This window comes from Phycicoccus duodecadis (assembly GCF_002846495.1).
In the GTDB taxonomy this organism is placed as follows: Bacteria; Actinomycetota; Actinomycetes; order Actinomycetales; family Dermatophilaceae; genus Phycicoccus; species Phycicoccus duodecadis.
This window is the reverse complement of sequence record NZ_PJNE01000001.1, coordinates 501,655-527,660: the sequence shown is the minus strand read 5'-3', so window position 1 is coordinate 527,660 and position 26,006 is coordinate 501,655. Positions and strand designations below refer to the sequence as shown.

At 75.3% G+C, this 26,006-nt stretch carries 21 protein-coding genes and 1 riboswitch; of the genes, 18 read left to right on the top strand and 3 right to left on the bottom strand.

The window, feature by feature from the left end:
- Nucleotides 1–134 precede the first annotated feature (134 nt).
- The 6 genes from ATL31_RS02445 (at nucleotide 135) to ATL31_RS02420 (ending at nucleotide 6,278) form a co-directional block, all read left to right on the top strand.
- The gene (locus tag ATL31_RS02445) at nucleotides 135–872 is read left to right on the top strand and encodes an EcsC family protein (RefSeq protein WP_245861848.1); all 738 of its coding nucleotides are present in this window, start codon (nucleotides 135–137) and stop codon (nucleotides 870–872) included.
- A gap of 97 nt (nucleotides 873–969) precedes the next feature.
- The gene (locus tag ATL31_RS02440; protein WP_101394372.1) at nucleotides 970–1,350 is read left to right on the top strand and encodes a YkvA family protein; all 381 of its coding nucleotides are present in this window, start codon (nucleotides 970–972) and stop codon (nucleotides 1,348–1,350) included.
- Nucleotides 1,351–1,487: 137 nt separating this feature from the next.
- The gene (locus ATL31_RS02435) at nucleotides 1,488–2,579 is read left to right on the top strand and encodes a DUF4192 domain-containing protein (protein ID WP_101394371.1); all 1,092 of its coding nucleotides are present in this window, start codon (nucleotides 1,488–1,490) and stop codon (nucleotides 2,577–2,579) included.
- A 158-nt stretch (nucleotides 2,580–2,737) separates the two neighbouring features.
- A riboswitch (SAM riboswitch) is annotated at nucleotides 2,738–2,849 on the top strand.
- Nucleotides 2,850–2,862: 13 nt separating this feature from the next.
- Entirely contained in the window at nucleotides 2,863–3,990 is a 1,128-nt protein-coding gene (gene metX, locus ATL31_RS02430) for a homoserine O-acetyltransferase MetX (protein ID WP_101394370.1), read from the top strand.
- 54 nt (nucleotides 3,991–4,044) lie between these two features.
- Entirely contained in the window at nucleotides 4,045–4,440 is a 396-nt protein-coding gene (locus ATL31_RS02425; RefSeq protein WP_101394369.1) for a universal stress protein, read from the top strand.
- A 233-nt stretch (nucleotides 4,441–4,673) separates the two neighbouring features.
- On the top strand, nucleotides 4,674–6,278 hold the full coding sequence (locus tag ATL31_RS02420; RefSeq protein WP_101394368.1) for an RNA polymerase sigma factor: 1,605 nt from the start codon (nucleotides 4,674–4,676) through the stop codon (nucleotides 6,276–6,278).
- A gap of 100 nt (nucleotides 6,279–6,378) precedes the next feature.
- Here ATL31_RS02420 and ATL31_RS02415 read toward each other — a convergent pair whose 3' ends face one another.
- Genes ATL31_RS02415 through ATL31_RS02405 form a run of 3 tightly spaced genes read right to left on the bottom strand, consistent with a single transcriptional unit; the run spans nucleotide 6,379 to nucleotide 10,960 of the window.
- Nucleotides 6,379–8,694 (bottom strand): transglutaminase TgpA family protein, encoded by a 2,316-nt coding sequence (locus ATL31_RS02415; protein WP_101394367.1) that lies wholly within the window; start codon nucleotides 8,692–8,694, stop codon nucleotides 6,379–6,381.
- Nucleotides 8,691–9,953 carry a DUF58 domain-containing protein gene (locus tag ATL31_RS02410; protein WP_101394366.1) on the bottom strand — a complete coding sequence of 421 codons (1,263 nt, stop codon included), beginning with the start codon at nucleotides 9,951–9,953 and terminating at the stop codon, nucleotides 8,691–8,693. The genes ATL31_RS02415 and ATL31_RS02410 overlap by 4 nt, the downstream gene beginning before the upstream one ends.
- A gap of 5 nt (nucleotides 9,954–9,958) precedes the next feature.
- Nucleotides 9,959–10,960 (bottom strand): AAA family ATPase, encoded by a 1,002-nt coding sequence (locus ATL31_RS02405; protein WP_245861847.1) that lies wholly within the window; start codon nucleotides 10,958–10,960, stop codon nucleotides 9,959–9,961.
- A 456-nt stretch (nucleotides 10,961–11,416) separates the two neighbouring features.
- Here ATL31_RS02405 and mraZ point away from each other — a divergent pair, with 456 nt between their 5' ends.
- From mraZ to ATL31_RS02345, 12 genes are all read left to right on the top strand, one after another.
- Entirely contained in the window at nucleotides 11,417–11,860 is a 444-nt protein-coding gene (gene mraZ / locus ATL31_RS02400) for a division/cell wall cluster transcriptional repressor MraZ (RefSeq protein WP_211283952.1), read from the top strand.
- Between the two features lie 224 nt (nucleotides 11,861–12,084).
- A complete protein-coding gene (gene rsmH, locus ATL31_RS02395) occupies nucleotides 12,085–13,074 on the top strand; it encodes a 16S rRNA (cytosine(1402)-N(4))-methyltransferase RsmH (protein WP_101394364.1) in 990 nt (329 codons plus the stop codon).
- Entirely contained in the window at nucleotides 13,071–13,673 is a 603-nt protein-coding gene (gene ftsL / locus ATL31_RS17035) for a cell division protein FtsL (protein ID WP_101394363.1), read from the top strand. The genes rsmH and ftsL overlap by 4 nt, the downstream gene beginning before the upstream one ends.
- A gap of 355 nt (nucleotides 13,674–14,028) precedes the next feature.
- Nucleotides 14,029–15,834, top strand: a complete 1,806-nt coding sequence (locus ATL31_RS02385; protein WP_101394362.1) for a peptidoglycan D,D-transpeptidase FtsI family protein — start codon at nucleotides 14,029–14,031, stop codon at nucleotides 15,832–15,834.
- A 10-nt stretch (nucleotides 15,835–15,844) separates the two neighbouring features.
- Nucleotides 15,845–17,401, top strand: coding sequence for a UDP-N-acetylmuramoyl-L-alanyl-D-glutamate--2,6-diaminopimelate ligase (locus tag ATL31_RS02380; protein ID WP_101394361.1), 1,557 nt, complete (start codon nucleotides 15,845–15,847; stop codon nucleotides 17,399–17,401).
- Complete coding sequence (locus ATL31_RS02375; protein ID WP_101394360.1) at nucleotides 17,398–18,816, top strand: UDP-N-acetylmuramoyl-tripeptide--D-alanyl-D-alanine ligase; 1,419 nt, start codon at nucleotides 17,398–17,400, stop codon at nucleotides 18,814–18,816. Before ATL31_RS02380 ends, ATL31_RS02375 begins: the two co-directional genes overlap by 4 nt.
- Complete coding sequence (mraY, locus tag ATL31_RS16745; RefSeq protein WP_101394359.1) at nucleotides 18,813–19,892, top strand: phospho-N-acetylmuramoyl-pentapeptide-transferase; 1,080 nt, start codon at nucleotides 18,813–18,815, stop codon at nucleotides 19,890–19,892. Before ATL31_RS02375 ends, mraY begins: the two co-directional genes overlap by 4 nt.
- On the top strand, nucleotides 19,889–21,379 hold the full coding sequence (gene murD / locus ATL31_RS16740) for a UDP-N-acetylmuramoyl-L-alanine--D-glutamate ligase (protein ID WP_245861846.1): 1,491 nt from the start codon (nucleotides 19,889–19,891) through the stop codon (nucleotides 21,377–21,379). Before mraY ends, murD begins: the two co-directional genes overlap by 4 nt.
- Before the next feature lie 3 nt (nucleotides 21,380–21,382).
- A complete protein-coding gene (ftsW, locus tag ATL31_RS02360; RefSeq protein ID WP_101394357.1) occupies nucleotides 21,383–22,633 on the top strand; it encodes a putative lipid II flippase FtsW in 1,251 nt (416 codons plus the stop codon).
- The gene (locus tag ATL31_RS02355) at nucleotides 22,630–23,727 is read left to right on the top strand and encodes a UDP-N-acetylglucosamine--N-acetylmuramyl-(pentapeptide) pyrophosphoryl-undecaprenol N-acetylglucosamine transferase (RefSeq protein ID WP_101394356.1); all 1,098 of its coding nucleotides are present in this window, start codon (nucleotides 22,630–22,632) and stop codon (nucleotides 23,725–23,727) included. The genes ftsW and ATL31_RS02355 overlap by 4 nt, the downstream gene beginning before the upstream one ends.
- Nucleotides 23,724–25,196 carry a UDP-N-acetylmuramate--L-alanine ligase gene (gene murC, locus ATL31_RS02350; protein ID WP_245861845.1) on the top strand — a complete coding sequence of 491 codons (1,473 nt, stop codon included), beginning with the start codon at nucleotides 23,724–23,726 and terminating at the stop codon, nucleotides 25,194–25,196. The genes ATL31_RS02355 and murC overlap by 4 nt, the downstream gene beginning before the upstream one ends.
- Nucleotides 25,193–25,945, top strand: coding sequence for a cell division protein FtsQ/DivIB (locus ATL31_RS02345; protein WP_101394355.1), 753 nt, complete (start codon nucleotides 25,193–25,195; stop codon nucleotides 25,943–25,945). The genes murC and ATL31_RS02345 overlap by 4 nt, the downstream gene beginning before the upstream one ends.
- The last annotated feature ends 61 nt before the right edge of the window (nucleotides 25,946–26,006 follow it).

The window sequence follows — 26,006 nt, the reverse complement described above, 5'->3', positions numbered from 1 at the left end:
CGGGGCGGCGGCGCGGGTGGCGGAGGCGGCGGGCTCGCTGCGCCGCAGGTCACGGCACGTGCGTGGCAGGATGGCGTGCGCCGGAGCACGAGCGGGACGTCCTGGTCCCGCCCCGGCCGACATTGGAGGACGACGTGGGCATTCTCGACCGGGGTCGCCACGACAAGAACGCCCTCAAGGACGCCCGCAGCGCCCTCGAGCGCGCCGGCGACGCCCCCGAGGACGACGGTGTGCTCGGCCGTCAGGTGCTCAAGGTCGTCGAGGGGCTCCTCGACCTCGGCATCGACGGCAAGGGCACCTTCGCCCCGGCCGCCAAGGTCGCCGACGACGCGCTGCGCTCGGCGGGTGGCGACGTCGACGCCGCGATCGACGCCGTCATCCGCTCGCACACCATCAAGGCGGGTGCCGAGGGCTTCGTCACCAGCCTCGGCGGCTTCGTCACCCTCCCGGTCTCGCTCCCCGCGAACGTCATCGCGTTCTACGCCCTGGCCACCCGGATGACCGCCGCCATCGCCCGCCTGCGGGGCCACGACATCGCCCAGCCGCAGGTGCGCACCGCCGTCCTGCTCAGCCTGGCCGGGGCGGACGCCGACGACCTGCTGCGCAAGGCCGGCCGGGCCGTGCCCACCGGCGGTATCACCAACCTCGTCGCCCAGCGCCTGCCCGGGCCGGCCGAGATGGTCGTCAAGAAGGCCGTGGGCTTCCGCGTCATCGCCACTGCCGGCAAGGGCACCTTCGCGCGCTTCGGGCGGGCCGTCCCCGTGCTCGGTGGCGCGGTGGGGGCCGGCGTCGACGTCTGGATGCTGCGCTCGATCGCCCAGAACGCCCGCAAGGAGTTCCCCCCGGCCGACCGGCTGGTCGGCCCGGCCTGACCGGGCGCGCCCACCCGGGCGCGCCCCCGCCGGGAATCCCCACCCGGCCCCGACCGTTCACGAGGCGACCCACGCCGCCGTCCAGGAGGAGCAACCCATGGCCCGTGCCCGCACCCTCGCCTACGTCGGAGCCCTCGGGCGTGCCGTCCGCACCGCGACCCGCCCCGGCGGCCCCTCGATCGGCGAGCGCGCCGGCGCCCTGCCCCGGATGGTCGCGGCCATCCGCAGTGGCGAGTACACCGGCACCTCGATGGTCAAGCTCGGGCTCGTCGTCGCCGGCGCCGCCTACGTGGTCTCGCCGGTCGACCTGCTCCCCGAGGGCATCCTCGGAGTCCTGGGCCTGGCCGACGACGCCATGGTCCTGGGCTGGGTGGCGACCACGGTGGTCGAGGAGACCGAGCGGTTCCTCGAGTGGGAGCGCACGGTCGGTCGTGGCCCCGACGGCGGATCCACCGTGCCGTCCGACGTCGTGGGCTGAGCCCCCGACGGACCTGCGGGTCCCGAGGGACGGCACGGCTGACGGCCGTCGTCCACAGGGGCGCCGCGACGCGGGAGTCGTCCACAGATCCGACCTCGCCCGTTCCGCCGCGGGCGGAGCCGGCGCAGGTTGGGGGCATGACAGCTCCGATCCGCCTCCGTGACCCCGGCGACGTGCTCGCCACCCTCCCGTACCAGCTCGGCTACCACCCGCGGCGCAGCGCCGTCGTCGTGGCGCTGCAGCAGGGCCGCATCGCCGGCGTCGTGCGGTGCGACCTGCCCCCGCCCGACATCCCGCCCGGGTCCTTCGTCGGCGGTGTCGTGCAGCCCCTGGTGCGCGAAGGGATGCGTCGGGTGCTGGTCCTCGGGTACGAGGACGAGCCCGACGAGTCCGAGCCCTTCCTGCGCGCGCTCGTCGAGGGGCTCGAACGCGAAGGGGTCGTCGTGGCCGAGGTGTACGTCATGCGCGACGGGCGCCGGTACTCGCCGACGTGCAGCGGTGCCTGCTGCCCGCTCGAGGGGGTCCCGGTGCCCGCTGCCGCCGACGTCCCTGCCGTGGCCGACCTCGTCGCCCTGGGGTCGGCGCCGCTGGCCAGCCGCGAGGCCGTCGACCGCGTCGTCGACCCGCCGCCCGGCACGGCGTGGCGGGCCGGGGGAGTGCGCGGCGGCCCGCGGGGGTCGCGGCAGGCCCGTCGGTGCGGGGTCCGCGCGTGGGCCGCGCTGCTGGGCCCCACGGCCGACGGTCCGCGGCCGGTCGAGGGGAGCGCGGCGTGGTCGAACGAGGTGCGGGTCGCCGCCGGGGCGCTGGCCGACATCCAGCTGCGCGACGCCCTCATCGCCTGGATGGCCCCGGGGCTGCTGCCCCGGCACGAGCTCGACCCGCCCGTGGTCGCCCTCCTCGAGCGGATGATGCCGCGGTGGGCGGGCGCAGGGTCCTGGCGCGCCGACAGCGGCGACCCGGGGGAGCAGCGCCGGATGCTCGACCTGCTGCTCGGGGTGTGCCGCGGCGTGCCCGACGACCGCCCGGGCGAGGCCGCCGCGGTCTGCACGACCGCCGCCCAGGTGGCGTGGTCGCTCGGCGACGGAGCCCTGGCCCGGGCCGCGCTCGACCGCGCGGTGCGGCTCGAGCCCGGGTACCGCCTCGCGGTGCTGCTGGGCCGGATGGTCGACGCCGGCCTGCGCCCGGCGGCTCGGCGCCTCACGGCCGTACCGGAGGAGCGGGCCGGGTGATGCGACCGGCGTCGAGCGGCTGCCGGCACGGCTGTGCCAGGGGCGGGCCGGTGCCACCGGGCCGGTGCCACCGGGCCGGTGCCACCGGGGGGAGGGCGGGCGTTCGCTCCGCGGAACCACCCCGCCGCCGCGGCGCTCGGGCCGGTACGATCGCTCCAGGTCATGAGTCCCAGCGCCAAACCCCGGTTTGCTGGGCGGCAACCCTCCTCGCGGTGGGGTGCCCCGGGTGATGACCGGGCCGTCTCCCGACCGGAGCGGCAAGCGCGATGCGAGGAGCAGTTCCATGACGGCCACCCCGATCCGGACCACCGGCGACGCCTGGCGTCCCGGCGACCCCGTCGGCGACCGACGGTTCGCCGACGTGGGCGAGGTTCGGCTCGAGCGCGGCGGCACCCTGCCGGTCACGGTCGCGTACGAGACGTGGGGGACGCTCTCGCCCGCCGCCGACAACGCGATCCTGGTCGAGCACGCCCTCACCGGCGACAGCCACGTGGTGGGGGAGGCCGGCCCGGGGCACCCGACCGCGGGCTGGTGGCCGGGACTGGTCGGCCCCGGCGCGCCCCTCGACACCGACCGCTACTTCGTCGTGGCCGCCAACGTCCTCGGCGGCTGCCAGGGCACCACCGGCCCCGCCTCCGCGGCGTCCGACGGGCGGGCGTGGGGGAGCCGGTTCCCGTTCGTGACGATCCGCGACCAGGTCGAGGTGGAGGCGCGGCTGGCCGACGCCCTGGGCGTCGACGCCTGGCACCTGGTCCTCGGCGGGTCGATGGGCGGGATGCGGGCCCTGGAGTGGGCCGCCACGCATCCCCGCCGCGTCGAGCGCGCGTTGGTGCTGGCCTCGACCGCCGCCACCACCGCGGACCAGGTGGCCTGGTGCCAGCCCCAGCTGCTCGCGATCCGGTCCGACCCCGACTACCGCGACGGCGACTACCACGACACCGGACGGGCACCCCTCACCGGGCTCGGCATCGCCCGCCGTATCGCCCACATCACCTACCGCCACGAGGGTGAGCTCGACCAGCGCTTCGGGCGGCGCCCCCGGCCCGGCGAGGACCCGCTGGGCGGCGGCGGACGCTACGACGTCGAGAGCTACCTCGACCACCACGCCGCCAAGCTGGCCCGTCGCTTCGACGCCGGCAGCTACGTCGTGCTCTCCGAGGCCATGAACAGCCACGACGTCGGCCGCGACCGCGGCGGCGTCGCGGCGGCCCTCCAGGCATACCCGGGCCGCCTCCACGTCGCGGGGGTCACCACCGACCGGCTCTACCCGCTCCGGCTGTCGCAGGAGATGGTGCGCGCCCGCCCCGGCACGACCCTCACCGTCATCGAGTCCGACCACGGCCACGACGGGTTCCTCGTCGAGACCGCCCAGGTGGGGGCGGTGATCGGTGAGGTCCTCGACAGGGCATGAGGGCCGTGCTGCGGTACGGTCGGGCGACACCGGTACCGGCGTAGAGGAGGACCCGTGACGATCGTCGTTGGCTTCGTCCCCACCAAGGAGGGCCGAGCGGCCCTGCACAGGGCGATCGAGGAGGCGCGAGGGCGCAGTACGCCGCTCGTGGTCATCAACTCGAACCGCGGCAGCCGCGACTTCGACGACGAGACCTCCCGGCTGGCCGAGGAGGAGCTGCGCGAGCTCACCAGCGGCCTCGGCGCCGAGGGCGTCCAGGTCGAGGTGCGCCAGCTGGTGCGCGGCAACGAGCCCGCCGAGGACCTGATCGCGGTCGCGAACGAGACCGACGCCGACCTCATCGTCATCGGCCTGCGTCGGCGCACCCCCGTCGGCAAGCTCATCCTCGGCTCCAACGCGCAGCGCATCCTGCTCGACGCCCCCTGCGCCGTTCTCGCTGTCAAGGGCTGAGCGCCCGAGCTGCCTTGGGGCGCAGCCGGGCCCGGATGGTGCGCGCTCACTCGCACGTGGGTTCCCTGCGCGGGGGCGGCCCGTGGAGCGCCGTGCCGCGCCGCGCCGGGGTGGATCGAATGTGCTCTGGGGGCCGCGACGATTTATAATGGTAGTGCGCACCTCCCCCCGAGCCGACCGACGACCGGATGAGCGTGCCGCCCCGGACCCCCTCCGCCGTTCCCGGGACTCCCATGTCCCCACCGCGGTCTCCGCGACGAAAGGTAGCCGTGTCGCCTGTGTCCACGAAGTCCTCCGAGCCCAGTGCACTCCCGCCGGAGTTCGCCCACCAGGCACTCCAGACGCTCGTCCGCCAGGGGCGGACCAGCGGTTCGGTCTCCGGCGAGCAGGTGGCCGAGGCCATGCGTGCGGCCGACGTGAAGGCCAGCCGGGGGCGCATCGTGCTCCGGGCGCTGGGTGACCAGGGCATCGAGGTCCGCCACGACGCCGCCACCGGCGTCGCGGCCGCCGCCACCCGCACGGCCAAGAAGGCGAGCGCCACGGCGTCCACCGACACCAAGCCGGCGGCGAAGACGGCGACCCGCGCCGCGGTGAAGACCACCGCGAAGAAGGCCGCGACCCCCACGACCAAGAAGGCCGCCGCCGCCGAGGTGGTGGAGGCCGAGGCCCCCGCGGCCACGAAGGCCACCCCGGCCGCGAAGAAGGTCGGCGCCGCCCCGGCGCGCAGGACCGCCACGAAGGCCGCGGCCAAGACCGCCGAGCCCCCGGCCGACGTCGACGAGGTCGAGGTCGACCTCGAGAACGAGCTCGCCGCCACCGACGAGGACGCCGCCCCCAAGCCCGCGGGCAAGAACGACGACAGCGACCGCGGCTTCGTCATGAGCAACGACGACGACGACGCCCCCGCGCAGCAGGTCGTCACCGCCGGCGCCACCGCCGACCCGGTCAAGGACTACCTGAAGCAGATCGGCAAGGTCGCCCTCCTCAACGCCGAGCAGGAGGTCGAGCTCGCGAAGCGCATCGAGGCCGGCCTGTTCGCCGAGGAGAAGCTGAACTCGGGCGAGAAGCTCGACATGAAGCTCAAGCGCGAGCTGTGGTGGATCGCCCAGGACGGCAAGAAGGCCAAGAACCACCTGCTCGAGGCCAACCTGCGTCTCGTGGTGAGCCTCGCCAAGCGCTACACCGGTCGCGGCATGCTCTTCCTCGACCTCATCCAGGAGGGCAACCTCGGCCTCATCCGTGCGGTCGAGAAGTTCGACTACACCAAGGGCTACAAGTTCTCGACCTACGCCACGTGGTGGATCCGCCAGGCCATCACCCGCGCCATGGCCGACCAGGCCCGCACCATCCGCATCCCGGTGCACATGGTCGAGGTCATCAACAAGCTGGCCCGCGTACAGCGCCAGATGCTCCAGGACCTGGGCCGCGAGCCCACCCCGGAGGAGCTCGCCAAGGAGCTCGACATGACCCCCGAGAAGGTCGTCGAGGTCCAGAAGTACGGCCGCGAGCCCATCTCGCTGCACACCCCGCTCGGCGAGGACGGCGACAGCGAGTTCGGTGACCTCATCGAGGACTCCGAGGCCGTCGTCCCGGCGGACGCCGTGAGCTTCACCCTCCTGCAGGAGCAGCTGCACAGCGTCCTCGACACCCTGTCCGAGCGCGAGGCCGGCGTGGTCTCGATGCGCTTCGGCCTCACCGACGGCCAGCCCAAGACGCTCGACGAGATCGGCAAGGTCTACGGCGTCACCCGCGAGCGGATCCGCCAGATCGAGTCCAAGACCATGAGCAAGCTGCGCCACCCCAGCCGCAGCCAGGCACTGCGCGACTACCTCGACTGAGGACGGCCCGCGCGACACGAGAGCCGCGACCCCGCCCGGGGTCGCGGCTCTCGTCGTCCAAAGTCCGTGCGGGGTCGTCGCGCCCGCCCACTCGCCGGGGTCAGCGCACCGGCGCGTCCTCGTCGTCGGGGCTCTCGGCTCCCGACCGCTGCCCGGGCACCCGCAGCACCGAGAGCCAGTGCCGGCGCCCCTCCTCGGGCAGGAGGAGCGCCCGGGCGCGGTCCGCCCTCCGGCGCCGCCCCAGTGCCGCCCGCCACACGGTGCGCGCGTCGTCGGCGACGTCGGGCAGGTCGGCGCCCGGGCGGGCGTAGCGCGCCCGCTCGAGGGTGGCGACGACGCGCCCCAGGGCCGCGTCCTCCTCGGGGCTGAGGTACGCGGCGCGGCCCAGCTCACGGGAGGCCTGGCGCGGCGTCGAGCCGTCGCCGGGCACCAGCCCGATGTCGCCGAGGCGCAGCAGCAGCGACTGCCACTCGGCCTCCACCCGCTCGGCGTCGTCGCGGGCCCGGCGCTGCGCCCGGCGCCGGGCCAGCCACGCCCCGAAGGGCGTGAGGGCCGCGAGCAGCAGGACCCCGAGGACGCCCAGGACGGTGGCCCAGTGGCGCGCCACCGCGTCCAGGACGCCGGAGGAGGTGGAGCCGGTGCTCGGGCCCTGGGGCGTGTCGGCGGTGACGTCGCCCTGCGGCCGGGTGGCCGTCCCGCTGCTGGCCGACGCCGACGGGGTCGGCACCGGTAGGGCGCTCCCTTCGGGGGCGCTCTGGCGGGTGGTGTACGCGGGGGCGATGCCGCTGCGGACCCCGGGCGTCGGCTCGAAGCGCATCCAGCCCAGCTGCGGGAAGTACAGCTCGGGCCACGCGTGGGCGTCGTCGGCGCGCACGACGCGCTCGTCGCCGTCGACCTGGCCCGGCAGGAAGCCCACCGCCATCCGGGCCGGGATGCCGGCCTCGCGCGCCAGCATGATCATCGCGGTGGAGAACTGCACGCAGTACCCGCGCTTGGTGTCGAGGAAGCGGACGAGGGGCTCCTCGGACCGCTGCCCCGCCGCGGTCTCGTCCACCAGGTCCTCGGAGTAGGTGTACTCGGACGAGCGCAGGTGAGCCTGGATCGCCACGGCCTTCTCGAGCGGGGTCTGCCCGCCCTCCGTGATCCGGCCCAGCAGGGCCGTGACGGCGCGCTCGGCCTGGCGGTCGACGCGCAGGTCGGCCTGGACGACATCACCGGTGGGGGTCCCCGCGAACTGGTCGGCGGTGGGGGTCAGCGCCTGGTAGTCGACGGTGTAGGACCCGACCGGAGCGGTGAGCTGGACGACGCCGTTGGCGTCGAGGCGCCACGAGCCGGCGGGGAACGGCGCGCCGATGGCGTTCGCGGGCAGTGCCACCTGGGGGAGCCCGATGCCCGAGCTGGTCACCTCGATGCGTTCGGTGGTCCGCGCGACCTCGGGGCCGGCCGTGCTGCCGGGCAGCTGCCCGTCGACCGGTACGAAGGTGGCGTCGGACGAGGACAGCCAGCGCCCGCCCTGGTAGGTGTCGAGCAGCCCCACGCGCAGCGGCTCGGGGTCGTCGGCGGTGGTGCGGTAGACCAGCACCGGGTCGGTGGAGCGCTCGGCCAGGTCGCGGGCGATGTCGATGCTGGTCGACAGGCGCACCGTGCCGCCGCCCCCGGTACCGCGGTCGCCGCGCGCCAGGCCCTCGGCCAGGAAGGTCGGTGGCAGGTGCGGGACGAGGCCGGGCAGGACGACGGCGGCGCCCAGGGCCAGCACCCCCACCGAACGCGCGACCGTGGCGAAGGAGCCCGCGGGGTCGGTGGGACGGGTGGAGCCCACCTCCACGGTGCCGCCCCACGCCCGCAGTGCCCCGACGCCCTGGCGCCCGACCATCGCCAGCCACAGCAGCCCCGGCGGCACGACCAGCCAGGCGGCCAGGCCGGCGGTGGTGTTGGTGGCGGCCGCGAGGAACGCGGCGAGCAGGGGGATTCCCGCCAGGGCGGGGCTGCGGTAGGTGACGGCGATGGCGTCGACGGCCAGGGCGGCGAGCCCGACGAAGACGCTGATGGCCAGGGTGGTGCCCCGGTCCGCGGGCGCGGGCGCCGAGTACTGCGTGACCGTCCGGTAGGCCTCGCCGAACAGCACGCCCGCGGCGCGTGCGGTGTCGGGGGTCGGCAGGATGCCCCGGGCCAGGTGGCCCTGCCCGTGCAGCAGCGCCGCGGCCTCGAGCAGCACCAGGGCCTGCCCGGCCACGACGAGCGGGCGCACGGCGGTCAGCGCCCGCATCCCGATACCGGACAGGGCGACGGCCAGCACCAGCAGGATGCTCGGGCGGGCCCACGCCGCGGTGGGCGTGAAGAGGTCGGAGAGCGGCAGGGTGACGACGAGTGCGGCCAGCGCGGCCAGCGCGACGTCGACGCCGCGGACCCGGCTCATCGGGCCAGCCCCGTGAGCGAGCCCGCCACGACAGCGGCCCAGGCCTCGGCAGGGCCGGTGGCGGCGTCGACGGTGGTGGTGAGCCAGCCCGAGGCGCGCAGCGACGCGGTGGTGGCCTCGGCGGGGGCGGCCTCGCCCACGGCGGGCGGCACCCGCCCGAACGACGGGCGGTCGACGACGAGGGCGACCCCGCTGGAGCCGGGCTGGCGGAGCGCGGCGAGGGTGTGGGCGTCGTCGTCGGGCAGCGGGCCGCCGACGTAGACCACGAGCCCGCCCTGGGCGGTGAGGGCACTGGCGTCGTGGAGCACCGCGCGCAGGCCCTCGTCGGCGCCGGCGGTGACCCGGGCCAACGCGTCGAGCGCGGCCTCGAGGGAGTCGTCGTGGCGGGTGTGCTGCTCGGTGCCGGCGTCGGCCGTGAGCAGGTGCACCGCGTAGGCCGCCCCCTCGAGGTGGGCCACCACCGAGGCGGCCGCCGTGACGCACCACTCGAGCGAGCTCGCCCGCCCCGAGCCGGCGTGCCCCCCCGCGCGGGTGTCGAGCAGGACGACAGCCCGGCGCTTGGCGGGGCGGTCCTCCTGGCGCACCATCAGGTCGCCGGTGCGGGCGGTCGCGGGCCAGTGGATGCGGCGCAGGTCATCGCCGTCGCGGTACTCGCGGATGGTCTGGTCGTCCTCGCCGTGCAGCGCCACCATGTGCGGCACCGAGCCCTCACTGCCCATCCCGCTGCCCAGCGAGCCGGCGGCGCCGAGCGGCACGACCCGCGGCAGCACCACCACCTCGCCCTCACCACTGACTGCGGCGGTGCGCAGGGTGAGCCCGAACGGGTCGCGCACCCGCACGCGCAGCGGGCCCACGTGGTGCACCCCCCGGGTGTGGGCCCGCACCGAGTACTGCACCTCGCGCACCGCGCCGGGGCGCATCGACGGGAGCACGAACCGGGGCCGGTCGCCGAGGGCGTAGTCGATGGACTCCTCGGCCATCAGCACCGGCGTGGGGCTCGACTCCAGGTTGCGCACCCGCACCGACACCACCGAGCGCTGGTCGATGGCGACCCGCCCCGGGGAGACGCTGCGCGAGACCTCGAGGCGCAGGCCGTGCCGGCGGGTGAGGAAGAGCGAGGCGCCGGTGAGCGCGAGCAGCAGCACGCCGACCCGGGTGACGTCGGTCTGGCCGAGCAGGATCCCGGCGGCCACGAGCACCAGCCCGCAGCCGGCGAAGGCCGCGCCGCGGGTGGTGAGGGTCCTCTGGAGGGCGCGCACGGCGGTCAGCGAGAAGGGGCCGGGACCCGCACGCGCTGGAGGAGGTCGGTGAGGACGTCGCCCGTGGTGCGCCGCGCCATCTGGGTCTCGCCGGTGGGGATGAGGCGGTGGGCGAGCACGGGCACGGCCACCTGCTGGACGTCGTCGGGCAGCACGTGGTCGCGCCCGGCCAGGGCCGCGTGGGCCCGGGAGGCGCGCAGCAGGTGCAGCGTGGCGCGGGGGGAGGCCCCGAGGCGCAGCGCCGGGCTGGAGCGCGTCGCGTGGGTGAGGTCGACGATGTACTGGCGCACCGAGGGGGAGGCGTGCACGGTGCGGACCGCCTCGACCATGGCCTGCACGGTGGCGGCGTCCGTGACGGGGCGCAGGGCCTCGAGCGGCGAGACGCCGCCGTGCAGCTCGAGCATGTCGAGCTCGGAGCGGGCCGAGGGGTAGCCCATCGAGATGCGCGCCATGAAGCGGTCGCGCTGGGCCTCGGGGAGCGGGTAGGTCCCCTCCATCTCGATCGGGTTCTGCGTCGCCATCACCATGAACGGGCGGGGCAGCACGTAGGTGGTGCCGTCGACCGTGACCTGGCCCTCCTCCATCGACTCCAGCAGCGCGCTCTGGGTCTTGGGCGAGGCGCGGTTGATCTCGTCGCCCACGACGACGTTGGCGAAGATCGCGCCGGGGCGGAACTCGAAGTCGCGCACGTCCTGGTTGAAGACCGAGACGCCGGTGATGTCGCTCGGCAGCAGGTCGGGGGTGAACTGCACGCGGCGCACCGAGGCGTCGATGCAGCGGGCCAGGGTCTTGGCCAGCAGGGTCTTGCCGACCCCGGGCACGTCCTCGACGAGCAGGTGCCCCTCGGCCAGCAGCACGGTGATGGCGGTGCGCACCACCTGCTGCTTGCCCTCGATCACCGAGCTCATGGCGGCGGCCAGGGAGCTCGACACCTGGAGCACCTGGTCGAGCGAGGCGCCCCGCGTGGGGTCGGTACTCGCCTGCGGGTCCTGCTGGAGGTCGCTCACGGGGGTCCCTTCGATCGTCCGTGCTCCACCCAACGCACCGGGCGGGCTCAGCGTGCCCTCGATCCTGCTACACGACGCGCGTCGCAGCACGGATTCTCCCGCAGCGGCCGCCCGGCCGTCGACCCCTGCCACCACGAGCGCTTCCCCGGGGTGTCCCCACCGCGCTCCACCCGGTGTCCCCACCGCGCTCCACCCAGGGGCGGGTGAGGGTTCGTCCGGCGCGCGCCGGTGCGGGGGGGCGGGCCGCGTCGAGGCGCTCCGGTCGGGTGGAGGTCGGCCGGCGACGGCACGGATGGGGTCATCTGCCCCACTTCCCTCCACCCCTGCTGAACTGGAAGAACGTGGAGATTCAAGGCCGAATCGGACCGAAAGCCGCACCTATGAGGGGTGCGGTGGAGTAAAGTGGGGCATACCGGAGGCAGCGGGAGTCCCGCACGGGTCGAGGAGGTGGCAGTGGTGGACGAGTTCCTCGGCACCCACACGCCCCGCCTCGACGACAAGGGCCGCCTGTTCCTCCCCGCGCGCTTCCGCGGCGCGCTGGCCGACGGCCTCGTCGTCACCCGGGGGCAGGAGGGCTGCCTCTACGTCTTCCCGACCTCGGAGTTCCACCGGATCTCGCAGGAGATGCAGTCGGTGTCGGGCTCCGCGAAGGGCGTGCGCGACTTCATCCGCGTCTTCCGCGCCAGCGCCCACCCCGACACCCCCGACAAGCAGGGCCGCGTCACGGTGCCGCAGGCCCTGCGCGCCTACGCCGGCCTCGACAAGGACTGCACCGTCATCGGCAACGGCAGCCGCCTGGAGGTCTGGGACACCGCCCGCTGGACCCAGTACCTCGACCAGGTCATGCCCGCCTACTCCGCCTACTCCGCCGGCAGCGAGGAGGTGGTCCCGGGCCTCTGACCTCCCGCCGCCGCCCGCACCACCGCGCACCACCGCATCCCGCAGCCCTCCGCTCCACCGCACGACCCGCCCGCCGGCCTCCAGCCGACCCACTCCCGACGCGACTTCCCCCGCGCCGGGCGCGGATCGGATGGGGACCCGCCGCCGGGTCGTCGCAGCACCAGCACCCCCAGGCCCCACGCCGCATCACCACCGCACCCCGCCCCCGCAGAGAGGAGGTCGACATGGACCGCACGTCCGGCAGCCGCAGCGACGCCGACGGCCGTCACGTGCCGGTGCTCCTCGAGCGCTGCGTCGACCTCCTCGCCCCGGCCCTGGAAGCGCCGGGCAGCGTCTGCGTCGACGCGACCCTGGGGATGGGCGGGCACACCGAGGCCATCCTGACCCGCTGCCCGCAGGCGCGCGTCGTGGGGCTCGACCGCGACCCCGAGGCCATCGCCCTGGCCCGCGAGCGGCTGGCCCGCTTCGGCGACCGGTTCACCGCCGTGCACGCCGTGTACGACGAGGTGGCCGAGGTCCTCGAGCGCGAGGCCGACGGCAGCGCCCTCGGCATCCTCTTCGACCTCGGGGTCTCCTCCCTCCAGCTCGACGAGGCCGACCGCGGCTTCGCCTACCGCCACGACGCCCCGCTCGACATGCGGATGGACCAGAGCACCGGCCGCACCGCCGCCGACGTCCTCAACACCTACGAGCACGGCGAGCTCGCCCGCATCCTGAAGGCCTACGGCGAGGAGCGCTTCGCCGGCCGGATCGCCTCGGCCATCCTGCGCGAGCGCGAGAAGGAGCCGTTCACCACCTCGGCGCGGCTCGTCGAGGTGCTGCGCGCCGCCGTCCCCGCCGCCTCACAGCGCACCGGGGGCCACCCCGCCAAGCGCACCTTCCAGGCGCTGCGCATCGAGGTCAACGCCGAGCTCGAGGTCTGGGCCCGGGCCGTCGACGCCGCCGTCGGCGCCCTCGCCCCCGGCGGCCGGATCGTCGTCCTCTCGTACCACTCCCTCGAGGACCGCATCGCCAAGCGGGCCCTCGCTGCGGGCGCCACCAGCCGTACCCCGGCCGGGATGCCCGTCGAGCGGCCCGAGGACGCCCCCTACCTACGGCTGCTCACCCGCGGCGCCGAGGTCCCCTCGGACGCCGAGCAGCACACCAACCCCCGATCCGCCTCGGCCCGCCTCCGCGCCGCCGAACGCCTCCAGCCGAACGGAGCACCCGCATGAGCCAGACCGCCGTCCGCCCGCTGCAGCGACCCGCAGCCCGGCGCGCGAGCGCTCCCGCGCCCCGCTCGCTGCGGGTCGTCGCGCCGCCCGCCGCCGACGGCAACGGGCTCTTCATCGCCCTCTGCGTGGCGCTGGTCCTCGGCGGGTTCGTCGGCGTCCTGGTCCTCAACACCGCGATGGCCAAGGGCTCGTACACGATGCGCGACCTGCAGCACCGCTCCGACGCCCTGAACGACACCCAGGACGACCTGCACCACGCCCTCGACCGGGTGTCCGGCCCCGGCCCCCTGGCCAGCGAGGCCCGCGCCCTGGGGATGGTGCCGGCCCAGACGGCGGCCTTCCTCCGGCTGTCCGACGGCAAGGTCCTCGGCGTGGCGTCGAAGGCCGCGGCCGACAGTCGCTTTAGCGTGGTCACCGAGTCGGCGTCCGGGGCCCGCCCGGCTCCCGACCCGAAGACCACCATCCCGAAGCCGGCCACCCGGGCCAAGCCCGGCACGACCAAGCCCGGCACGACCAAGGCCGGTACGACCAAGGCCACCCCGAGCACCCCCGCCTCCCCGGCCGCGAAGGCCGCTCCCACCCCGACCGCCAGCCGCTGACCGCCCGCCCCACCCAGGACCCGGAGCACCTGTGACCCCACCGACGTCGCCACCGCCGCCCGGCCGCCCCCGACCGACGGCCCGCCCGACCGCCGCCTCCCGCGGCACCGGTGCGGCGACCCGCTCGGCGGCGTCACGCCCGACCGCGGCCCGTGCGGCGTCCGTCCGCTCCGGCGCACCGCGCAGCGCCTCTGCGGCGCGGGCCGCCGGGCGCACCCCGGCCCCGGCCTCCTCGCGCGCCCACGCCGGCACCCCGGCCCCCCGCCGCCGGCCGCCCGCCGGGAGCGGCAACGGGGGAGGGGCCACCCGCGCCCCCCGTCGCCCCGCGACGCCCGGCCCCAGCCCGCGGCGCCGGATGCGGGCCCTGACCGTCGCGGTCATCTTCGTCCTCAGCATCTTCGGCGCCCAGCTGGTGCGGATCCAGGGCTTCGACGCCCACGCGGTGGCGGCCGAGGCCGAGAACGAGCGGCTCACAGCGCAGATCATCCCGGCGATGCGCGGCCAGATCCTCTCGGCCGACGGCACCGTCCTGGCGTCCAGCGTCGTGCGCGAGGTCGTCGTCGCCGACCAGACCGCGGTCTGCACCTACGGCACGCGCAGGAACACCTGTGCCCCCGACACCTCCGAGGCGGCGGTGCTCGCCGCCGCCCAGGAGCTCTCGCCCCTGCTGGGCACGCCGACCTCGACCCTGGTCGAGCAGCTCACCGGCACCAGCCGCTACCGCATCCTCAGCAAGGACGTCACCCCGCTCACCTGGAACAAGATCGCCGCCCTCGGCATCCCCGGCATCGCCCGCGACCAGCGCGAGACCCGGTCGGAGCGCACCTACCCCCAGGGCACCACGACCGCGGCGCTGGTCGGCTACGTCCTCGACAACGGCAGCCCCGGCGGCGGAGTCGAGTACATGGAGGACTCTCAGCTCACCGGCACCCCGGGCAAGCAGACCTACGAGCGCGGCCAGGACGGCACCGTCATCCCGGCCGGCGCCAGCAGCATCACCCCGGCGGTCGACGGGCGCGACGTGACCCTCACCGTCAACTCCTCGCTGCAGTGGTACGCCCAGAACGCCCTGGCCCAGCGGATCAAGGAGACCAAGGCGGCCTCCGGCACGGTCGTGATCATGAACGCCAAGACCGGCGACCTGCTGAGCGTCGCGTCGTACCCGACCTTCGACCCCGACACCGACATCGGCGCCAAGGGGGCCCAGCTCGGCAACAAGGCCTTCAACGACGTGTTCGAGCCGGGCTCGACGGCCAAGATCATGACCATGGCGGCCGCGATCCAGGAGAAGACGGTGACCCCGCTGACGCCGGTGGTCATCCCCAACCGGCTGCAGCGCTACGACGAGAACTTCAAGGACAGCCACGAGCACCCGACGGAGTACCGCACCGTCGCCGGGACGCTGGCCGAGTCCAGCAACATCGGGACCATCCTGGTGTCCGAGACCCTGAAGCCGTCGACCCTCGAGCGCTACTTCCGCGCCTTCGGGCTGGGCCAGAAGTCCGGCGTCGGGTACCCCGGCGAGTCGGCCGGCCTGCTGCCGGCGTCCGACACCTGGAGCGGCACCAAGCGCGCCACCGTCTCGTTCGGGCAGGGCATCTCGGTCACGGCCATCCAGGCGGCCTCGGTGTTCCAGACCATCGCCAACGACGGCGTACGGATGCCTCCGCGGCTGGTCGGGAGCGTGCGGGCGGCCGACGGTTCGGTCCAGGACGCCCCGCCCTCGAAGGGCATCCGGGTGGTCTCGCACGACACCGCCACCCAGGTCTCGCAGATGCTCGAGGGCGTGGTGAGCTCCGAGGGCACCGCGCCCGAGGCCGAGGTCCCCGGCTACCGCATCGCCGGCAAGACCGGCACCGCCGACTTCTACGACGCGCGGGTCGGGAAGTACTCGGGCCACACCGCCAGCTTCATCGGCTACGCGCCCGCCGACGACCCCCAGATCGTGGTGGCCGTGATCGTCCAGAACCCCACCTACCCGTACTTCGGCGGCTACGTCGCGGGGCCGGTGTTCAAGGACGTCACCACCTACGCGCTGCAGGAGCTGAAGATCCCCCCGACCGGTGCCGAGCCGCCCGAGGTGCAGACGGAGGTCGACCCGCAGCAGGCCCTCTCCGACCCCACCCTGCTGCGCAACGGCGTCAAGCACCCCAAGCGGTAGGGTCCTGCGAGTGGTGCCCCCTCGTCCGACCTCTCCGCCCCGCACCCCGCTCCGGGAGGTCGCCGCGCTCCTGGGCGTACCGGCCCCCGAGTCCGGGCCAGGTGCTCCGGCCGACGTCACCGGCGTGACCCTCGACTCGCGCGCGGTGCTGCCCGGCGACCTCTACGCGGCGCTGCCCGGAGCCCACGCCCACGGTGCCGACTTCGCCGCCGCCGCCGCACGGGCCGGAGCGGTCGCCGTGCTCACCGACGACGACGGCGCCCGGCGGATGCGCGCGGCCGGCACGGTGCTCGCGACCCTCGTGGTGCCCGACCCGCGCGGGGTGCTCGGCCACGTCGCGGCCGCGGTCTACGGCACCCGGCCCACCCCGCTGCGGCTCGTCGGCATCACCGGCACCAACGGCAAGACCACCACCGCCTACCTGGTGCACTCGGCCCTCACCGCGCTCGGCCGGCGCCCCGGTCTCATCGGCACCGTCGAGACCCGCATCGGCGACGAGCGCGTCGGCAGCGTCCGCACCACGCCCGAGGCGCCCGACCTGCACGCCCTGCTGGCGGTGATGGCGGAGCGCGGGCTCGACGGCTGCGTCATGGAGGTCTCGAGCCACGCGCTGGCCCAGCACCGGGTCGACGGCGCGGTCTACGACGTCGCGCTGTTCACGAACCTCAGCCAGGACCACCTCGACTTCCACGGCGACATGGAGAGCTACTTCGCGGCCAAGGCGATGCTCTTCACCCCGGATCACTCGCGGCGCGGCATCGTCTGCGTGGACGACGCCTGGGGCCGCCGGCTGGCCGCCGAGGCCACCGTGCCGGTGCTGTCCCTGGCCACCGGCGACGACTCCGCCGACTGGGTCGTGCATCCCGACGAGCACGACCCGGCCGCCTTCGTCCTGAGCGGCCCCGACGGGGTGCTCCTCGCCCTGCGCTCGAGCCTGCCCGGCGCCTTCAACGTCACCAACACCGCGATGGCGGCCGCCGTCCTGGTGACTCTCGGCGAGGACGCCGACGCCGTCGGCCGGGCCGTGCTGGCCGACCCCCACGTGCCGGGCCGGATGGAGCGGGTCGCGCTCGAGGGTGGCGGGGTGCAGCCGCTGGCCGTCGTCGACTACGCCCACACCCCCGACGCGATCGGCGCCGCCCTGCGGGCGCTGCGGCCGGGCACCCCCGGCCGGCTGGTGTGTGTCACCGGCGCCGGGGGCGACCGTGACCGTGACAAGCGGCGGGCCATGGGCGTGGCCGCGGCCGGGGTCGCCGACCTGGTCGTGGTCACCGACGACAACCCGCGCTCCGAGGACCCCGCCGCCATCCGCGACGCCGTCCTGGCCGGGGTGCAGGAGGTCCGCGACGCCGGGCGCGACGTCGAGGTCGTCGTCGTGGGCGACCGGCGCCGCGCCATCCGCGAGGCCGTGGCCGCCGTCTGGGCCGAGGGCGCCGACGCCACCGTCGCCGTCGTCGGCAAGGGGCACGAGAGCGGCCAGGACGTCGGGGGCGTGGTGCACCCCTTCGACGACCGCGACGAGCTGCGCGAGGCCCTGCGGCTGGCCGCCGGGACGGTGGCCCGGTGATCCCGCTGACCCTGGCCGAGGTCGCGACCATCACCGCCGGGCGGCTCGCCGGCATCGACCCCGACGCCGCCGCCCGCATCATGGTCGACGGACCCGTCGTCACCGACTCGCGCGAGGCCGGCCCCGGCGGGCTCTACGTCGCCCGGGTCGGCGAGCACGCCGACGGCCACGACTTCGCCGCCGGTGCGCTGGCGGCCGGAGCCGTGGCCGTGCTGGCCACCCGCCCCCTCGACGGGGTGCCGTGCGTCGTCGTCGACGACACCCAGGACGGCTTCGCGGCGCTGGCCCGGGCCGTGGTCGACCGCTCCCCGGCGCTGGCCGTCGTGGGCATCACCGGGTCGTCGGGCAAGACCAGCACCAAGGACCTCCTCGGCACCGTCCTGTCCCGCCTCGGTCCCACCGTGGCGCCCGAGGGCTCGTACAACTCCGAGGTCGGCGTGCCCCTCACGGTCTGCCGCGTCACCCCCGACACCCGCTTCCTCGTCGTCGAGATGGGGGCCCGGGGGGTGGGCCACATCGCCTACCTCACCTCCATGGCCCCGCCGCGGATCGCGGTCGTGCTCAACGTCGGCACGGCCCATCTCGGCGAGTTCGGCTCCCGCGAAGCCATCGCCCGGGCCAAGTCCGAGCTGCCGGCCGCGCTGGCGGCCACCGGGGTGGCCGTGCTCAACGCCGACGACGACGCCGTGCGCGCCATGGCCGCGGTCACCGAGGCCCGGGTGGTGCTGGTCGGCGAGGCCGCCGACGCCCACGTGCGCGCCACCGCGGTCCAGGTCGACGACACCGGGCGCGCCGCGTTCACCCTGGTCACCCCGGCCGGCGAGGTGCCGGTGGCCCTCGGTCTGGTCGGGCGCCACCACGTCGGCAACGCCCTGGCCGTGGCCGCCGTCGCGCTCGAGCTGGGTCTGCCGCTCGCCGACGTCGCCGCCGCGCTCGGGGCCGCCCGCCCGGTGAGCCGCTGGCGGATGGAGGTCACCGAGCGCCCCGACGGCGTGACCGTGGTCAACGACGCCTACAACGCCAACCCCGACTCGATGTCGGCCGCCCTCGCAGCGCTCGAGCGGATGGGGCGCGGGCGGCGCACCTGGGCCGTCCTCGGCACCATGCTCGAGCTCGGCCCCGACTCCGACGCGCTGCACGCGGGTGTCGGCGCCGAGGTCGTGGCCCGCGGCGTCCAGGAGCTGGTGGCGGTGGGCGCCGCGCCGCTGGCCGCCGGCGCGCTGGCCGCCGGGGCGTCCGCCGAGCCCGGTACCGCCACCCGCGTCCGCTCCGTGCCCGACGCCGAGGCCGCCGAGCGGCTCCTGCGCGCCGAGCTCGCGCCCGGCGACGTGGCCCTGTTCAAGTCCAGCCGCGATGCAGGACTACGGTGGCTCGGAGACCGAATGGCAGCACCCCCCACGGAGGACCCGTCGTGAAGGCCGTGCTCATCGCCGCCGTCGTGTCGCTGGTGCTCTCGCTGTTCGGCACGCCCGCCTTCATCCGCTACCTCGTGAAGCAGGGCTACGGCCAGTTCATCCGCGACGACGGCCCGACCTCGCACCACACCAAGCGCGGCACCCCCACGATGGGCGGCGCCGTGATCGTGCTGTCGTCGCTGGCCGCCTACGCGGTGGCGCACCTGGCGACCGGCCAGCTGCCGTCGGTCAGTGGCCTGCTCGTGCTCTTCCTCATGGCCGGGATGGGCGTGGTCGGCTTCCTCGACGACTACATCAAGATCACCAAGCAGCGCAGCCTCGGGCTCCGCTCGCGCGAGAAGCTCGCGGGGCAGACCTTCGTGGCCGTGGTCTTCGCGGTGCTGGCCCTGCAGTTCCCCAACGAGTCCTTCCGCACCCCGGCCTCGACCTTCGTCTCGTTCGTGCGCGACACCCCGGTCAACCTCGCCTTCGCGGGGACCGTGCTCGGTGTCATCCTGTTCGTCATCTGGGCCAACGTCATCGTGGCCGGCACCTCGAACGGGGTGAACCTCACCGACGGTCTCGACGGCCTGGCCACCGGCGCCTCGGTGATGGTCTTCGCCTCCTACGTGCTGATCAGCATCTGGCAGTTCAACCAGAACTGCCAGTGGAACCCCGGCACCAAGTGCTACGAGGTCCGCGACCCGCACGACCTCGCCATCGTCGCGGCCTGCGGGATGGGGGCGTGCTTCGGCTTCCTGTGGTGGAACGCCGCGCCGGCCAAGATCTTCATGGGCGACACCGGCTCGCTGGCCCTCGGGGGTGGGCTGGCCGGGCTCGCCATCCTCACCCGCACCGAGCTGCTGGTGGTGATCCTGGGTGGCCTGTTCGTCACCATCACGCTGTCGGTCATCATCCAGGTGGCGTCGTTCAAGACCACCGGGAAACGGGTGTTCCGGATGGCGCCGCTGCAGCACCACTTCGAGCTCCTGGGCTGGCAGGAGGTCACGATCGTCATCCGGTTCTGGATCGTCGCCGGCCTCTTCGTGGCCTTCGGGCTCGGGCTGTTCTACGCCGAGTGGGTGGTGAGCGCGTGAGCGCCGGCTCCGCCCGGACCGACGCCCTGACCCACCGCGACGCCGACTGGGCGGGGCTGCGCGTGCTCGTGGCGGGCCTGGGCGTCAGCGGGTTCGCCGCCGCCGACGCCCTCCTCGAGCGGGGCGCCGCGGTCACCGTCGTCGACGCCACCGCGCCCGCCGAGGGCACGCCCCTGGGGGAGCGGGCCCGCATCCTCGACATCCTGGGCGCGGTGCTGCGCCACGGCGACGACGCGGTCACGACGCTGCCCGACCCCGTGCCCGACCTCGTGGTCACCTCGCCCGGCTGGCGCCCCGACCAGCCGCTGCTGGCCGCCGCGGCCGCGGCCGGGGTCCCGGTGTGGGGTGAGGTCGAGCTCGCGTGGCGGATGCGCCCGCGCGACGGCGCCGCGCCGTGGCTGGCCGTCACCGGCACCAACGGCAAGACCACCACCGTGCAGATGCTGACCGCGATGCTGCGGGCCGCCGGGCTGCGGGCGTGCAGCGCCGGCAACGTGGGCACCCCGGTGCTCGAGGCCGTGCTCGACCCGCAGCCCTACGACGTCATCGCGGTCGAGCTGTCGAGCTTCCAGCTGCACTGGTCGCACTCGCTGGCGCCGCGCGCCTCCGCCTGCCTCAACATCGCCCCCGACCACGTCGACTGGCACGGCTCGCTCGAGGAGTACGCCCGCGCCAAGGGCCGCGTCTACACGCGCACCGAGGTCGCCTGCGTCTACAACGTGCAGGACGCGGCGACGCGGCACCTGGTCGAGGACGCCGACGTCCAGGAGGGATGCCGCGCCGTGGGTTTCACCCTCGGGACGCCCGGGCTCTCGGAGGTCGGGCTGGTCGAGGACGTCCTGGCCGACCGCGCCTTCGTCGAGGAGCGGCGCACCGCCGCCGCCGAGCTCGGCACCCTGGACGACCTGCGCGCCGGCGCGGACTCGCCACCTCCCGCCCCGCACCTGGTCGCCAACGCCCTGGCCGCCGCCGCGCTGGCCCGGGCCCACGGGGTCCCGCCGGCCGCGGTGCGCCAGGGGCTGCGCGACTTCGTCCCCGAGCCGCACCGCATCGCCGACCTCGGCGTCGTGCGCGGGCTGCGCTGGGTCGACGACTCCAAGGCCACCAACCCGCACGCGGCGGCGGCCAGCCTGGCCGCCTTCGAGCACGTGGTCTGGGTGGCCGGTGGCCTCCTCAAGGGCGCCGACGTCGACGACCTGGTGCGCGAGGCCGCGGGCCGGCTGCGCGCGGTGGTGCTCATCGGGCGTGACCGTTCGGCCATTTCGGAGGCACTCGCCCGACACGCGCCGGATGTCCCCGTGGTCGACGTGGACCGTACCGACACTGGGGCCATGGACACGGTGGTGCGCGCGGCGCTCGGGCTCGCCCACGAGGGCGATGTCGTGCTGCTCGCCCCGGCCGCCGCGTCGATGGACATGTTCGCGAACTACGGTGCCCGTGGCGACGCCTTCTCTGCGGCGGTGCGGCGGCTCCTCGAACAGGGGTAGCCCGTGACCACCGCCACGGCGCGCGAGAGTGCCGCCGCGCCCACCGGGCTGCGGGGCTGGGCCCGCCGCCTCGACACTCCTGTCGCCACGTACTACCTGCTGTTCTCCCTCACGGCCGCCCTCGTCGTCTTCGGGCTGATCATGGTCCTGTCGGCCAGCGCGATCGTCTCGATCGACCGCACCAGCTCGGCCTACTCGATCTTCGCGAACCAGGCCGTCTACGCGAGCATCGGTGCGGTCGTCCTCTTCGTCGCGTCCCGCGTGCCGGTCCTGGGCTGGAAGCGGCTCGCCGTGCCCGCCCTGGTCCTCGCGATCGGCCTCCAGCTGCTGGTCTTCACCCCCCTCGGCGGCTCGTTCCAGGGCAACCGCAACTGGATCTTCCTGGGCCCGGTCAGCATCCAGCCCTCGGAGGCCATCAAGGCCGGTCTGGCCCTCGCCGGCGGTGCGGTCCTGGCGACCAAGCGCCGTCACCTGCGCAGCCTCGGCCACGTCGTCGTGCCCTACCTCGTGCCACTCGTCGCGCTCGGCGTGGGCTCGGTCGCCCTGGGCAACGACCTCGGGACGGTCCTGGTCCTCGGGGCCATTGTCGCGGCCGTCCTGTTCACCGCGGGTATCCCGGTCAGGTGGTTCGCCATCGCCGGGGTCCCGTTCGTCGGCGCGGTGCTCGCGTACGTGCTGAGCAGCTCCAACCGGCTGGGGCGCTTCGACGTGTGGCTCGGGCACGACACCGACCCGTACGGCGCGGCCCGCCAGTCCATCCACGGGCGCTACGCGCTGGCCGACGGCGGGGTGCTGGGCCTCGGTCTCGGCCAGAGCCGTGAGAAGTGGGGCCTGCTCTCCGAGGCGCACAACGACTTCATCTTCGCCGTCATCGGCGAGGAGCTGGGGCTGCCCGGCACGCTGGGCATCCTCCTGCTCTTCGCCGGCCTCGCCCTGACCTGCTACCGCCTGGTCAGCCGCTCCGACGACTTCTTCGTGCGCGTGGCCACGGCCGGCATCCTGACCTGGATCATCATCCAGGCGCTGATCAACATCGGCGCCGTCATCGGGCTGCTGCCGGTCATCGGGGTCCCCCTGCCGCTGGTGTCCTCCGGTGGCTCCTCGCTGATCATGACGATGGGGGCGCTCGGCATCCTGCTGTCCTTCGCCCGCGGCGAGCCCGGCTGCGCCGAGGCGCTCGCGGCCCGCCCGTCCTCACTGCGGCGCTCGCTCGCCGTCGTCTCCGGTGCGGTACGCCGTGGGAGCGGCTCGTGACCGCTACCGGGCCGCGCTCGGTGCTCCTCGCCGGCGGGGGGACCGCGGGCCACGTGTCACCGCTGCTGGCGCTGGCCGACTGTCTGCGCCGCCGTGACCCGTCGGTGGGCGTCGCCGCCCTGGGGACGGCCACCGGGCTCGAGGCGCGCCTGGTCCCCGAGCGCGGCTACGCCCTGCACGAGGTGCCGCGGGTGCCGTTCCCGCGCCGCCCGAACGCCGCCGCCCTGCGGCTGCCCGGCGCCCTGCGCGACGCGGTCGCCGCCGCCGAGCGGGCCATCGAGGCCACCGAGGCCGAGGTGGTCGTCGGGTTCGGCGGGTTCGTCGCCTCCCCGGCCTACCTGGCCGCGCGCCGCCGCCGGATCCCCGTGGTGGTGCACGAGCAGAACGCCCGCCCGGGCCTGGCCAACCGCCTCGGGGCGCGCATCGCCGCCCGGGTCGCCGTCACCTTCCCCGGCACCCCGTTGCGCGGCGCCGTCGTCACCGGGATGCCGCTCCGCCGCGAGATCGCGACCCTCGACCGCGCCGCCCGCCGGTCCGAGGCCCGCGCCCACTTCGGCCTCGACGAGCGCCCCGTCCTGCTGGTCACCGGTGGCTCCCTGGGTGCGGCGCGGCTCAACGCCGCCTTCGCGGGCGCCGCGGGCCCGGTCACCGACGCCGGGGTGCAGGTCCTGCACGTCACCGGCGCCGGCAAGGGCCTCGAGCCCGGCACCGAGCGACCCGGCTACCGCACCCTGGAGTACTGCGACCGGATGGACCTGGCCTACGCCGCGGCCGACCTGGCCGTCGTGCGGGCCGGGGCCAACACGGTCTGCGAGCTGAGCGCGGTGGGGCTGCCCGCCGTCTACGTGCCGCTGCCGGTGGGCAACGGCGAGCAGCGGCTCAACGCCGCCACCGTCGTCGCCGCCGGCGGTGGCGTGCTGGCCGACGACGCGGGCGTCGACGCCGGCTGGGTCCGCTCGGTGGTCGTCCCGCTGGCCCTCGACAGCGCCCGGCTGGGTGCGATGTCGGCGGCCGCGTCCTCGGTCGGGCACCGCGACGGCGACGAGCTCCTCGCCGACCTCGTCACCGCCGCCCTGGAGGGGGCGCGGCCGTGACCGTCACCAACCCGCGCTTCGACCTCGCCGCCCTGGTCCCCGCCTGGAGCGAGCTCGGCGCCGTCCACCTCGTCGCCATCGGGGGCGCCGGGATGTCGGCCGTCGCGCGCCTCCTGCTGGGCCGTGGGGTGGCCGTCAGCGGATCCGACGCCGCCGACACGCCGGTGCTGGCGGCGCTGCGGGCGGCGGGCGCCCGCGTCCACGTCGGCCACGACGCCGCGCACCTCGCCGGCGTCGACACCGTCGTCGTGAGCTCTGCGGTGCGCGACGACAACCCCGAGCTCGTCGCCGCGCGCGAGCGCGGGCTGCGGGTCCTGCACCGCTCGCAGGCCCTGGCCGCGCTGTTGCCGGGGACGCGCGCGGTCGCCGTCGCCGGCGCCAACGGCAAGACCACCACCACCTCGATGCTGGCCGTGGCGCTCACCCATGCCGGTGCCGACCCGTCGTTCGCCGGCGGGGGAGAGGTGGCCCAGCTGGGCACCAACGCCGCCCTGGGCGGGGGCCCGGCGTTCGTGGTCGAGGCCGACGAGAGCGACGGCAGCTTCGTCGTCTACCGTCCCGAGATCGCGGTCGTCACCAACGTCCAGCCCGACCACCTCGACTTCTACGGCACGGCCGCGGCGGTCGCCGCGGCCTACGCCGAGTTCGCCGGCACCGTGCGCGACGGCGGCCTGCTGGTGGCCTGCTGGGACGACCCCGGGTCGCGGGCGCTGGCCGAGGCGCAGCGCCTCGCCGGCCGGCGGGTCCTCACCTACGGTGTCGACGAGGGCGCCGACCTGCAGGTCCTCGACAGCGTCGCCGACGGGCTGGGGAGCCGCTCCCGCATCCGGGTCCGCGACGGCAGCGAGCACGAGCTGGTCCTCGCGGTCCCGGGGCCGCACAACGTCGCCAACGCGTGCGCCGCCCTCCTGGTCGCGGTCGTCGGCCTGGGTGCCCGCGCCTCCGACGTACTGGCCGGGCTGGCGTCCTTCACCGGAGCCCGGCGCCGCTTCGAGGTGCGCGGTGAGGTCGGGGGGGTCACGGTCGTCGACGACTACGCCCACAACCCGGCCAAGGTCGCGGCCGTGGTCTCGACCGCCGCCGCCCACGTCGCGCGCTCCGGCCGGGGGAGCCTGCGGGTGCTCTTCCAGCCTCACCTGTACAGCCGTACCCGCGACTTCGCCGCCGAGTTCGCGGCGGCCCTCGCGCCCGCGGCCCACGTGGTCCTGCTCGACGTCTACGGCGCCCGCGAGGACCCCGTGGCGGGTGTCACCTCCGCCCTGGTCGGTGACCCTCTCGCGGCGCTGCCCGGCGAGCGCCGCGTCGAGGTCGGGCTCTCGCGCGACGAGGCGGTCGCCCACCTGGCCGCCGCCGCCGGGCCCGGCGACCTGCTCCTCACCGTCGGGGCCGGCGACGTCACGGCCCTGGCCCCCCGCCTCCTCGAAGCCCTCGCCGCCCGCGGGTCCCACGGGGTCGAGGGCCCGCGATGAGCAGCACCACGCGCACCCGACGCCCGTCCGGCCTGGAGTCCTCGGCCACCCGGTTCCGCGACCGCGCCATCGCCCGCCGCCGCCGGCCCTGGCGACGCGCGGCCGGCGTGCTCGTCACCGCCGCGCTCCTCGGCGGCGTCGTCTACGTGGGCGGCTGGACCGACGTGCTCGGCGTGCACGACATCGAGGTCACCGGGGTCAGCGGGGCCGAGGCACGGGCCGTCGAGCAGCTCGTGAGCGTCCCGCTGGGCACGCCACTGGTGCGGGTCGACACCGACACCGTCGAGGCCGACGTCCGCGCCCGGGTCACCGTGGCCGAGGTCTCGGTCCGCCGGCAGTGGCCGCGCACTCTCCGCGTCGAGGTGGTGCCGCGGCGCGCCGCCATCGTGGTCAAGAACCCTCACGGTCGACTTCAGGTCGTGGATGCCACGGGCGTCGCCTTCGGCACGGTCCGGGCCGCGCCGGCCGGCGTCCCGATCGTCACCGCGGTCGGCTCACGGGCCACCAGCCCCGAGGCCCTGCACGCGGCCCTCGGGTTCCTCGACGCCCTCCCCGACGACCTCGAGAAGAAGGTCACCGCCGTCAAGGTCTCGTCGGCCAACCTCGTGACCTTCCGGATGGGCCCACGCACGGTGGTGTGGGGCGGGGAGCAGGACGGCGAGAAGAAGGTGCGCGTCCTGCGGGTGCTGCTGACCACCAAGGCGGCGGTGGTCGACGTCAGCGCCCCCGACACCCCGGTGACCCGCTGATACCGGTGTGACCAGAGGGGTGCCTGGGACGGTTGGGACTTCCACCGCCCGACGTGGGAGG